Genomic DNA, 12,664 nt, shown 5'->3' on the forward strand with positions numbered 1-12,664 from the left:
TAGAAAATGAAAAGTGGAGTATTTGGCATATTAAAAGCAAAATTTCTGATAAATGATGACGCTGTTAAAAACTGGCGGTTTATTGTTTTTATCATTATGCTTGCTATAATAATGATTGCCAATACACAGCGATACGAACAAAAGGTTTTTGAAATTGCAAAACTGAATAACCAAGTAAAAGAATTGCGATCAGAATTTGTGGATAGAAGATCAGAATTAATGAAACTGAAAATGGAATCGACAGTTTCTGAGAAGATGTTAGAAAAGCAAATTTATCCATCAACAGTTCCTCCAATAAAAATAGAAGTTAAAAGAGAAGAACAAAAAAGTTTCTTTAAAAGAATATGGCAGTAGACGATAAACATATATCCTACAGAATTTACCTCGTAGCAGTTTTCATCTTTTTGATGGCAATTGCTATTGTTGTTAAATTAACCAATATACAATGGGTTGAGGGTAATTATTATAGGAAATTAGCCAAACAGCGTACCGTACGTAATTTTGTAATTCCTGCTAATAAAGGAAATATTTATTCGGCTGATGGGAGTTTATTGGCAACATCTATCCCAAATTATGAAATTAGGTTTGATTCAAGAGCTTCAAAAAAAGAAAATTTTGAAAAATATATAAAGCCACTTTCAGATTCTTTGTCTGTTGTTTTTGGAAGACCAAGTGGTTTTTATCAAAATGAATTAAGAAAAGCCAGAGAAAATCAAAACCGATATTATTTGATTGCACGTAATTTGAGTTATACTGAATATGTGAGAATTAAGGGATTTCCGTTATTTAATTTAGGAGCTTTTAAAGGGGGAATTATCGTTGAACAAGAAACGGTGAGAAAACATCCGATAGGTAAAATTGCAGAAAGAACGATTGGTTACGATCGTGTAGATGCTGCAACAGGAGTTGAAGTTGGAAAAGGAATAGAATGGGCATTTAAAAATTATCTGAACGGAAAAGACGGTAAGATTTTAAAGCAAAAAATTGCCAAAGGGCAGTGGAAGCCAATTCGTGATTTAAACGAAGTCGATCCTATAGATGGTTACGATGTAATTTCTACAATTGACGTTTTTATACAGGATATTGCGCATCACGCTTTGTTGAAACAGTTAGAAGACTATGAGGCAGATCATGGTTGTGTAGTGGTTATGGAAACACAAACGGGTCATGTAAAAGCAATTTCTAATTTGGGAAGAGCAGAAGATGGATCGTATTATGAAACTACTAATTATGCTATAGCAGAATCTCATGAGCCGGGATCTACTTTTAAATTAGTGGATTTAATGGCAATTTTAGAAGATAAGGTTGCGGATACCAGTACTGTTTATGACAGTCATGACGGAGTAATAAAATATTATGGACGTTCGGTTCGTGATTCGCATAAAGGTGGTTACGGAAAAGTGTCATTAGCGAGAGGTTTTGAGCTTTCTTCAAATACAGTAATGGCTCAGGCAGTTTATGACAATTACAAAAATAATCCTAAAAAGTTTGTAGACCATATTAGAGATTTTGGATTAGATAAAGGATTAGGATTACACTTTAAAGGAGAAGGCAGGGCTTACATTCCTTATCCTGGCGAAAAAGGTTGGTCAGGAGTTTCACTTCCTTGGATGGCTTTTGGTTACGGAGTTTCGGTTACCCCAATGCAGACTTTGGCATTTTATAATTCAGTGGCCAATAATGGTGTAATGGTAAAACCTCAGTTTGTTTCTGAAATCAGAGAATGGAACAAATCTATCAAGAAATTTGATGTAGAAGTTTTAAATCCAAAAGTGTGTTCACAGGAAACCATTAAAAAATTAAAAGCAGTAATGCTCAATGTGGTTAAAAAGGGAACAGGTTCAAAGCTGTATTCGAAAGATTTTTCAATGGCAGGAAAAACAGGAACGGCTAAGGTAAATTATGGTAAAGGAGGTAAAGAAGATTTTTATTACGCATCTTCGTTTGTTGGATATTTTCCGGCTGATCATCCTAAATATTCGTGTATAGTGGTTGTTCATAAACCGAATACATCTAAAAATAATTATTATGGGGCAGACGTTGCGGGACCGGTTTTTAAAAGAATTGCCCAAAAAATATTTACAGATGCGCCTTCGACAAATAAAATTAAAAGACTGGATTCCAGAATTCCAAAACAAGATTCCAGTTATGATAAATATACTGTAGAGGTTAATAAAAAATCCAATAAAATTCCAAATTTAAAAGGAATGCCCGGAATGGATGCAGTGGCTTTACTGGAGAATCTTGATTTGAAGGTAAAAGTTATTGGAGTGGGAAAAGTAAAAAAACAATCTATTGAGCCCGGACAAAACATTAGTAAAAACACTATTATAGTATTAGAATTATCGTGAAAATACTGAAAGACATATTATATAAAGTAGCTATTGAGTCTGTAACAGGTTCGACAGAAATTGCTATTCATAAAATTGATTTTGATTCAAGAAAAATTGAAGAAAATGATGTTTTTATAGCTATTCGCGGATCACTTTCTGATGGGCATGATTACATCGGAAAAGCAATCCAGTTAGGTGCAACTGTGGTTATTTGTGATACGTTGCCAGAAAATATTGAAAAAGGGATTACATACATACAAGTAAAAGATACCAATACAGCATTGGCTTTTATGGCTGCCAATTATTTCGGTAATCCTTCTGAAAAACTGAAACTGGTTGGTGTTACAGGTACAAACGGAAAAACAACAATTGCTTCATTATTATTTCAATTATTTCAAAAAGCAGGTTTTAAAGTTGGTTTATTATCAACGGTAAAAATCATGGTTGATGAAACAGAATATAAAGCAACACATACTACTCCGGACTCCATTACTATTAATCACTATTTAAAAGAAATGATTGAAGATGGCGTGACACATTGTTTTATGGAAGTGAGTTCGCACGGAATTCATCAAAAACGTACAGAAGCTTTGCATTTTGTAGGTGGAATTTTCACGAATCTTTCACACGATCATTTAGATTATCATCCAACTTTTGCTGAATACAGAAATGTAAAAAAATCATTTTTTGATTCATTACCAAAAACTGCCTTTGCTTTATCAAATATCGATGATAAAAATGGCACTGTGATGCTGCAAAATACAGCGGCCAGGAAATTTACATATGCGTTAAAAACTTACGCAGATTTTAAAGCGCAGATTTTAGAAAGCCAATTATCAGGATTGTTGTTAAAAGTAAATGATAATGAAGTTTGGGTAAAGCTAATTGGAACTTTTAATGCTTACAATATATTAGCTATCTACGGCACTGCCATAGAGTTAGGATTAGATAGCCTTGAAGCGTTGCGTTTACTGTCTGATTTAGAAAGTGTTTCAGGTCGTTTTCAATATATCGTTTCAAAAGGAAATATCACAGCCATTGTTGATTATGCGCATACGCCGGATGCTTTAGAAAATGTTTTAAAAACAATTGAGGACATCCGTACAAAAAACGAAAAGTTGATTACTGTCGTGGGTTGTGGTGGAAACAGAGATAAGACAAAAAGACCCATTATGGCACAAATTGCTACAAATTTAAGTGATAAGGTTATTTTGACTTCTGATAATCCCAGAAACGAAGATCCGGAAGTAATTTTAAATGAAATGGAACAGGGAGTTGAGCCTCATAACTATAAAAAAATCCTCAGAATTACTGACAGGAAGCAAGCTATAAAAACAGCTTGTCAATTGGCTGAGTCTAATGATATAATATTGATTGCCGGTAAAGGACATGAAACGTATCAGGAAGTAAACGGTATTCGTCATCATTTTGATGATATGGAAACAGTTAAGGAAATTTTAGAACAACTAGGAAAATAAAGTTTAGCCGGTGAATTGATTATTCGTTTAACCGAATAATTATTAAATCAAAAAAAAACGAATAAACAAATCAACGATTAACCAAATAAACCAAGATATATGCTATACTATTTATTTGAATATTTAAACAAAATACTTGATGTTCCCGGAGCAGGAGTCTTTCAATACATTACTTTCAGGTCAGCTTTAGCTTTTATGCTTTCATTGCTTTTGTCAACTATTTATGGAAAGCGAGTGATCAATTTTTTGCGCAATCAGCAAGTTGGAGAAACTGTTCGTGAATTAGGTCTTGCTGGTCAAAATGAAAAGGCAGGTACTCCAACTATGGGAGGGCTGATTATTATTTTTGCAACTTTAATACCGGTTTTGTTATTTGCCCGTTTGCATAACATTTACATTGTATTGCTTATTGTTACTACGCTTTGGATGGGGACAATTGGGTTTGTGGATGATTATATTAAAATATTCAAAAAAGATAAAGAAGGACTTAAAGGAAAGTTTAAGGTCATTGGTCAGGTAGGTTTAGGATTAATTGTAGGTACTGTTCTTTATTTTAATCCAGCTGTTACAGTTAGAACCGATACCGGAAGAATGGATGTATTTAGAACAAATACTGTTAATACAACAGTAATAGTGCCTGCTCCAATCGAAGAAAAATCAACTGCTACGACAATTCCTTTTGTAAAAAATAATGAGTTTGATTATGCTGAAATTTTAGCATGGACAGGGGAAGGTTATGAAAAATGGGCTTGGTTGATTTTTATTCCGGTTGTTATTTTTATTATTACTGCTGTTTCTAACGGAGCAAATTTGACCGATGGAATTGATGGACTTGCGGCAGGTACATCAGCAATATCTGTACTGGCTCTTGGTATATTTACGTTTGTTTCTGGGAATATTATTTTTTCGAATTATCTCAATATCATGTATATCCCCAATTCGGGAGAAATGACTGTTTTTATATCTGCTTTTGTAGGGGCATTAATTGGCTTTCTCTGGTACAATTCCTATCCGGCATCAGTATTTATGGGAGATACTGGAAGCTTAACCATTGGGGGGATTATTGCAGTTTTGGCAATTGCGGTTCGTAAAGAAATATTGATTGTTTTATTCTGTGGAATTTTCCTTGCAGAAAGTGCTTCTGTAATTATTCAGGTCGCTTATTTTAAATATACAAAGAAACGTTTTGGTGAAGGTCGTAGAATCTTTCTGATGTCTCCACTACATCATCATTATCAGAAAAAGGGGTACCATGAGAGTAAAATTGTTACCCGATTCTGGATAGTTGCTATTATGCTGGCCATATTATCAATCGTTACTTTAAAATTAAGATAGATGAGATTGGTAGTTTTAGGAGGGGGAGAAAGTGGAGTAGGCACTGCAATCCTTGGAAAGAAAAAAGGTTACGATGTTTTTGTATCGGATTTTGGAAAGATAAAAGAAAGTTACAAAGAAGTTCTTATAATTAATGGAATTGCCTGGGAAGAGGAGCAACATACTGAAGACCTGATTTTAAATGCTGATGTAGTCATGAAAAGTCCTGGGATTCCAGAGAAATCTGTTATAGTAAAAAAGCTTGTTGCGGCTGGAGTTAAAGTGATTTCGGAAATTGAATTTGCTAAACCGTTTACAGAAGCTTTAACAATCGGAATAACAGGTAGTAATGGAAAAACTACCACTACAATGCTGACACATCATTTACTGAAATCGGCAGGGTTGAATGTAGGATTAGGAGGAAATATCGGAAAAAGTTTTGCATGGCAGGTAGCCGAAAATAAATATGATGCTTATGTACTGGAATTAAGCAGTTTTCAGCTTGATGGAATAGTTGAATACAGACCCGACATTGCTATAATAACAAACATTAGTCCGGATCATTTAGACAGATACGAATATAAATATGAAAATTACATTAATTCTAAATTTCGAATAACAATGAACCAGACTGAAACCGATTATCTCATTTACGATGCAGATGATGAGGCAATTGCAGAATGGTTAAAAAATAATAAAACAAAAGCAAAATTAATTCCTTTTTCATTGTCTGAAACATTCGATGAAGGGGCTTCTATAAACAACAACAAAATGGAAATAAAGATCAACCAGGAAGAGTTTACAATGGAAACAGAATACATTGCATTAGAAGGAAAACATAACATGAAAAACGCAATGGCAGCAAGCTCTGTAGCAAAATTGATGCAAATTAGAAATGCAACAATACGCGAAAGTTTATCAAATTTTCAAGGTGTTGAACACCGTTTAGAAAAAGTATTGAAAATTCAAAATGTACAATATATCAACGATTCAAAAGCAACAAATGTAAACGCTACTTTCTTTGCTTTAGACAGTATGAATGTTCCAACAGTTTGGATTGTGGGTGGTGTTGATAAAGGAAATGATTACAACGAATTGATGTCATTGGTTCGCGAAAAAGTAAAAGCAATTATTTGCTTAGGGGTTGATAATCATAAAATTATAGAGTCTTTTGGCAACGTAGTCGATATTATGGTAGAAGTAAATAACATGAGTGATGCTGTAAAGACAGCACAAAGATTAACAGAAAAAGGTGATGCCGTTTTATTATCTCCAGCCTGCGCAAGTTTCGATTTATTCGAAAACTATGAAGATCGTGGAAAGCAATTCAAGCAAGCGGTACATAACTTATAAAAAAATTTCAAGTTCGATAACGTGAAACTTAAAACAAATAAAACCTGAAACAAAAGATTATGAAAGAACTAGTAAACAAACTAAAAGGAGACAGAGTAATATGGTCATTTGTGGCTTTATTAGCATTGTTTTCGTTTATGCCTGTTTTTAGTGCAAGTAGTAATTTAGCATACATAGGTCACGGAACAGGAAATACTTTAGGGTATTTGGTAAAACATCTGGCTCATATCTGTATTGGTTTTTTGATTATTTATTGGGTTCATAAAGTGCCGTACCACTATTTTAGGGCTATTTCAAAAATAGCTTTACCTTTTGTTTGGTTTTTGCTGCTTTATACCTTGTTAAAAGGAACCGTAATTGCCGGAGCAAATGCGAGTCGTTGGATTCAGGTGCCTTTTATTGGTATTACATTTCAGACTTCGACTTTAGCATCTATTGTTCTGTTTATTTTTGTAGCACGTTATTTATCTAAAACTAAGGAAGAAAACGAACCTTTTCAGGTCTCATTAATACAGCTTTGGATTCCTGTTTTTATAACTCTGGCACTTATTTTACCTGCAAACTTTTCGACAACAGCTTTGATTTTTTCAATGGTAATTATGCTGACTTTTATTGGTAAATATCCATTAAAATATATCGGTTTTATTATAGGTTCTGGTGTTGCAATGCTGATGTTTTTTTTATTGGTAGCAAAAGCGTTTCCGGATTCAAGATTTTTTAGCAGGGTATCAACCTGGGAAAATCGTATTATGAATTTTACAACAGACAAACCTGACGAAGATGATTATCAAATTGAAAAAGCAAAAATTGCAATTGCATCAGGAAGATTAGGAGGATTAGGACCAGGGAAAAGTGTTCAGAAAAACTTTTTACCTCAATCATCTTCCGACTTTATTTATGCAATTGTTGTAGAAGAATATGGTCTTGTGGGCGGAGTTTCAATTTTGCTTTTGTATTTATTGCTTTTGTTCCGATTTGTAATTGCATCACATAAGGCAAATACTCTTTTTGGAAAATTAGTAGTCGTCGGACTCGGTTTTCCAATGATATTTCAGGCTATGATCAATATGGCGGTAGCTGTTGAGCTGTTGCCGGTAACGGGACAAACGCTTCCGTTAATAAGTAGTGGGGGTAGTTCAATCTGGATGACTTGTTTTTCTCTTGGAATCATTATTAGTGTAACTAAAAAAGACGAAGAAATTGTAGAAGAACAACAAGAAAAAGAAAGAAGAAAAGAAGCGCTTCAGAGGTTAATTGATAAAGAATTATCAGAAGAAGATTTACCTGCTGATGTAATATATCAAGAAGAGGGAATGTATTCAATCGAAGATAATTCAAGAAATCCGATGAATGCAGTATTAAATAAATAAAATTCAAAAGAGAATAGTTTTAAATGCTATAACCTTTAAAAAAAATATGACAAAGTATAAATTCATACTAAGCGGCGGTGGGACAGGAGGACATATTTATCCTGCAATTGCGATTGCTAATGAGTTAAAATTACAATTTCCTGATGCTGAATTTCTTTTTGTAGGTGCTAAAGATAAAATGGAAATGCAAAAAGTGCCTCAGGCTGGTTATGAGATAAAAGGACTTTGGATTGCGGGTTTACAAAGAAAATTAACCTTGCAAAACTTAATGTTTCCTTTAAAATTGGCAACAAGTTTATTAGAATCAAGAAGGATTATTAGGCAATTCAAGCCAAATGCAGTAATAGGAACAGGTGGTTTCGCAAGTGGGCCTTTATTACAAGCTGCAGGTCAGGCGGGAATTCCGACATTAATTCAGGAACAGAATTCATTTCCCGGAATTACCAATAAGTTGCTAAGCAAAAGAGCAAATGCAATTTGTGTCGCCTATGAGAATTTAGAGCGGTTTTTTCCAAAAGGAAAAATTGTTTTAACTGGAAATCCGGTTCGTCAGGATTTAATTGATATTGAAAGCAAACGTGACGAAGCAATAGCATTTTATGGCTTAGATCCGGATAAAAAAACATTGTTAGTTTTAGGAGGAAGTTTAGGTGCGAGAAGAGTCAATCAGTTAATTGAAAAAGAATTGCAAAATTTTCTTTCGCAGGATGTTCAAATATTATGGCAATGCGGGAAATTATATTTTGACGATTATAAAAAACACAATCAGCAAAGCGTAAGAGTAGTCGATTTTATTGAAAGAATGGATTTTGTTTACGCTGCAGCGGATGTGGTTATTTCACGTGCTGGAGCATCATCGGTTTCGGAATTATGCATTGTTGGAAAACCGGTAATTTTTGTTCCTTCTCCAAATGTAGCTGAAGATCATCAGACTAAAAACGCACAGGCAATTGTAGATGCAAAAGGTGCTATTTTATTGAAAGAATCAGAATTAGAAAGTCAGTTTAGCATTGTTTTTGAAGCTTTATTGAAAGATTTTGGAAAACAAAAGCAATTAAGTGAAAATATCAAAAAGTTAGCAAAACCAGACGCTGTAAAAGTTATTGTAGAGGAAATTAAAAAGTTGTTATAATATAACTTTTTACGAAAATTATAGAACAGAATAAAAAAATTAGAACGCTATTTTTAAGCGTTTTGAGTTATTAAAGTAAGAAAATTACAAAGGCTTAATTACTAGTTTTTTATGAAATGGATTGACGGGTAAATAGCTCAAAATTAAATAGAAATGAATTTAAATCAAATACAAAACGTTTATTTTATCGGTATCGGAGGCATCGGAATGAGTGCTTTGGCCCGTTATTTCAAATATATTGGAAAACAGGTTACAGGTTATGACAAAACGCCTTCAATGCTTACAAATGAATTGATAAAAAGTGGTATTGATATTCATTTTGAGGATAATATTAGCTTAATTCCAAGTGATTATTTCGTTGAAAATACGTTGGTTATTTTTACACCTGCTGTACCTATGACACATTCAGAGTGGAATTACTTTGTAGAAAGACAATACCAAGTAAAAAAGCGCGCTGAAGTTTTAGGAATCATCACAAAAGACACCTTTTGTTTTGCAGTTGCTGGAACACACGGAAAAACAACAACATCTAGTATTTTGGGACATATATTGCATGAAAGTGGTGCTGATGTGACCGCTTTTGTGGGAGGAATTGTAGAAAATTATAATTCAAATTTAATTGGAAGCGGAAAAACCGTAACGGTTGTAGAAGCAGACGAATTCGATAGGTCATTTTTACATTTGCATCCAAATATTGCCTGTGTAACATCGATGGATGCAGATCATTTGGATATTTATGGAACAAGTGATGCGATTGAAGCTTCGTTTGTAGACTTTGCCTCTAAAATTGAAGATAAAAAAAATCTCTTTATAACCAAAGAATTAGCTCTTGATGGAGTACAATGTGCTATAAATGAGGATGCTGATTATAAGGCTTTTAATGTTAGAATTGATAATGGGAGTTATGTTTTTGATGTGCTGACCCCATCAGAAATCATGAAAGATTTACGTTTTGGATTGCCCGGAAAGCATAATTTAATGAATGCATTGATGGCTATTGCAATGTCAAAAACTTTTGGAACACCAACATTTTCTATTGCAAAAGCGCTTGCTTCTTTCAACGGAATCAGAAGACGTTTTTCATATCAGATTAAATCTGAAAATTTAGTTTATATAGATGATTATGCACATCATCCAACTGAAATAAACGCTGTTCATCAGGCAGTTACAGAGTTGTATCCAGGAAGAAAAGTATTAGCTGTTTTTCAGCCGCATTTATTTAGCAGAACAAAAGATTTTGCAGATGGATTTGCAGAAAGTTTATCAGCTTTTGATGAAGTACTTTTAATGGATATTTATCCGGCGCGCGAGTTACCGATGGAAGGAATTACATCAGAATGGCTGTTGGGAAAAATGACAAATTCGAACAAAAAAATTGTTGCAAAAAATGATTTATTAGCGCAAATTAAAATCAGCGATGCGCCAATAATTGTAACAATTGGAGCTGGAGATATTGGAGAAATGGTTCCATCAATTAAAAAAATGCTAAATGAAAATATTTAATTGGACAAATATTCGATTGGTTCTCATTTTTGGGCTTGTTCTTTTTTTGTATTCGTTTGCTCAGCATCGTAACGGAGAAAGAAAATTGAAAAAATCCATGGTTGTTTTTGTAGGGGAAAATACGCTTTTCGTGAAGCCGGAAACGGTTAATAAATTGTTGATAGAAAATAAAAGTGACGCTTCCAGTATCCGAAAAGATGAGTTAGATTTGAATAAAATAGAAAAAAGCCTTGATACGCAAGACATGATTGAAAAGTCGGATGTTTTTGTAAGTATCGATGGAGTTCTCAAAGCGCGGGTAAAACAGAGAACACCAATAGTAAGAGTTTATGATGGTGTGAGCTCTTTCTATATTGACTATGAGGGAAATAAAATGCCTTTGTCAGACAATTTTACAGCGCGTGTTCCTCTTGTTTCGGGAACAATAAATAAAAAAAATAACGAAGATTTAGCTACTTTATTTCGCACAATTTATGACGATGCGTTTTTGAAAAAAAACATCATTGCAATAGAAATTATGCCTAATGGTAGCTTAAAAATGTTTAATAGAAATTATAATTACTTCATTGATTTTGGAAGGACAATGAATGTGGATGAAAAATTCAGGAATTATAAAGCCTTTTTTCAAAAAGCTGTTTTAGATAGTTCGTTATATAAATATAGTAAGATTGATCTCAGGTTTACGGAACAAGTAGTTTGCACAAAATAATAGAAAATGGAAAAAGATAATATTGCAGTAGGTCTAGATATTGGAACAACCAAAATAGTTGCCATGATAGGCAAGAAGAATGAGTATGGAAAATTGGAAATTTTGGGTATTGGTAAATCCAAAAGTTTGGGTGTTGCTAGAGGTGTTGTAAACAACATTACGCAAACTATTCAATCGATTCAGCAAGCTATTCTTGAAGCCGAAACTAACTCAGGTTACAAAATTAAAGATGTTGTTGTGGGCATTGCCGGCCAGCACATTAGAAGTATACAGCATACCGATTACATTAGCCGAAGCAATCCGGAAGAAGTAATTGGTGAAAAAGATATTCAGCTTTTGATTGACCAGGTAAATAAACTGGCCATGTTACCGGGAGAGGAAATTATTCATGTTTTGCCACAAGAGTTTAAAATTGACGGACAATCTGAAATAAAAGAGCCAATTGGAATGTACGGAGGAAGATTAGAATCCAGTTTTCACGTAGTTGTTGGTCAGGCTTCCTCTATCAGAAATGTTGGAAGATGTATTCAGAGTTCAGGAATTGAATTGTCCGGTTTGACATTAGAGCCATTGGCCTCTGCCGATGCCGTTTTAAGTCAGGAAGAAAAAGAAGCTGGTGTAGCCCTTATCGATATCGGTGGCGGAACAACAGATTTAGCCATTTTTAAAGATGGAATCATTCGTCATACAGCAGTAATTCCTTTCGGAGGAAATGTAATTACAGAAGATATTAAAGAAGGATGTTCTATTATTGAAAAACAGGCTGAGCTTTTAAAAATAAAATTTGGATCTGCATGGCCAGGAGAAAATAAAGACAACGAAATTGTTTCTATTCCGGGTTTAAGAGGAAGAGAACCAAAAGAAATTTCACTTAAGAACCTATCTAAAATTATTCACGCACGTGTTGTGGAAATTGTTGAACAGGTTTTTGCTGAAATTAAAGCTTATGGGCACGAAGATCCACGTAAAAAACTGATTGCAGGAATTGTGCTTACAGGTGGTGGTGCACAACTAAAACATATCAAACAATTAGTTGAATACATTACTGGTATGGATACCAGAATTGGATATCCTAATGAGCATTTAGCAGGTAACTCAAGTGAAGAAATTTCCAGTCCATTATTTGCAACTGCGGTTGGATTGGTAATGAATAGTATTGAAAACAGTACAGAAAGTGCTGTTAGAGTGGAGGTGGTAAACGAGCAGCCAAGAGTTGTTTACAAAAATGTTCCTCCTGTAACGAAACAGCGATACGAAGTTGAAGAAAACTACGTTGAAAGAGTTGAAACTTTTGAGCAATCAGGAGATGTTAAAAATAATGTTGCCGTTGAGGAATCTACAGAAGTAAAAATCAGAAGATCATTTTTTGACAGATATGTTGATAAAATCAAAGATTTTTTAGACAACGCAGAATAATATAGTGAGAGAAAAGGATTACTTTTTTGGCCCCAAGTCAAGAAGTAAAAAATGTA

Annotated in this window: 10 protein-coding genes; all 10 read left to right on the plus strand. The window is 33.9% G+C overall.

The genetic code is table 11. The features are described 5' to 3' along the window. The first annotated feature begins 6 nt into the window (after positions 1-6). Positions 7-354: an FtsL-like putative cell division protein gene (locus tag ACEN2I_RS03345; RefSeq protein WP_441764707.1), complete on the plus strand. Its 348-nt coding sequence runs from the start codon at positions 7-9 to the stop codon at positions 352-354. Continuing rightward, the gene (locus tag ACEN2I_RS03350) at positions 345-2,351 is read left to right on the plus strand and encodes a penicillin-binding protein (RefSeq protein ID WP_441764708.1); all 2,007 of its coding nucleotides are present in this window, start codon (positions 345-347) and stop codon (positions 2,349-2,351) included. The genes ACEN2I_RS03345 and ACEN2I_RS03350 overlap by 10 nt, the downstream gene beginning before the upstream one ends. Next, positions 2,348-3,811 (plus strand): UDP-N-acetylmuramoyl-L-alanyl-D-glutamate--2,6-diaminopimelate ligase, encoded by a 1,464-nt coding sequence (locus ACEN2I_RS03355; protein ID WP_441764709.1) that lies wholly within the window; start codon positions 2,348-2,350, stop codon positions 3,809-3,811. Before ACEN2I_RS03350 ends, ACEN2I_RS03355 begins: the two co-directional genes overlap by 4 nt. 99 nt (positions 3,812-3,910) lie before the next feature. Next, positions 3,911-5,146, plus strand: a complete 1,236-nt coding sequence (mraY, locus tag ACEN2I_RS03360) for a phospho-N-acetylmuramoyl-pentapeptide-transferase (RefSeq protein WP_441764710.1) — start codon at positions 3,911-3,913, stop codon at positions 5,144-5,146. Beyond that, positions 5,147-6,478: a UDP-N-acetylmuramoyl-L-alanine--D-glutamate ligase gene (gene murD / locus ACEN2I_RS03365; protein ID WP_441764711.1), complete on the plus strand. Its 1,332-nt coding sequence runs from the start codon at positions 5,147-5,149 to the stop codon at positions 6,476-6,478. It abuts the gene before it with no gap. Positions 6,479-6,537: 59 nt separating this feature from the next. Next, the gene (locus ACEN2I_RS03370; protein WP_441764712.1) at positions 6,538-7,848 is read left to right on the plus strand and encodes an FtsW/RodA/SpoVE family cell cycle protein; all 1,311 of its coding nucleotides are present in this window, start codon (positions 6,538-6,540) and stop codon (positions 7,846-7,848) included. 46 nt (positions 7,849-7,894) lie between these two features. Continuing rightward, positions 7,895-8,980 carry an undecaprenyldiphospho-muramoylpentapeptide beta-N-acetylglucosaminyltransferase gene (gene murG, locus ACEN2I_RS03375; RefSeq protein WP_441764713.1) on the plus strand — a complete coding sequence of 362 codons (1,086 nt, stop codon included), beginning with the start codon at positions 7,895-7,897 and terminating at the stop codon, positions 8,978-8,980. A 153-nt stretch (positions 8,981-9,133) separates the two neighbouring features. Beyond that, on the plus strand, positions 9,134-10,483 hold the full coding sequence (murC, locus tag ACEN2I_RS03380) for a UDP-N-acetylmuramate--L-alanine ligase (protein ID WP_441764714.1): 1,350 nt from the start codon (positions 9,134-9,136) through the stop codon (positions 10,481-10,483). Then, positions 10,470-11,192: a cell division protein FtsQ/DivIB gene (locus ACEN2I_RS03385; protein WP_441764715.1), complete on the plus strand. Its 723-nt coding sequence runs from the start codon at positions 10,470-10,472 to the stop codon at positions 11,190-11,192. Before murC ends, ACEN2I_RS03385 begins: the two co-directional genes overlap by 14 nt. Before the next feature lie 6 nt (positions 11,193-11,198). Continuing rightward, entirely contained in the window at positions 11,199-12,608 is a 1,410-nt protein-coding gene (gene ftsA, locus ACEN2I_RS03390) for a cell division protein FtsA (protein WP_441764716.1), read from the plus strand. Positions 12,609-12,664 lie beyond the last annotated feature (56 nt).

Origin of the sequence: Flavobacterium sp. W22_SRS_FK3, from assembly GCF_052113665.1 — a bacterium.
In the GTDB taxonomy this organism is placed as follows: Bacteria; Bacteroidota; Bacteroidia; order Flavobacteriales; family Flavobacteriaceae; genus Flavobacterium.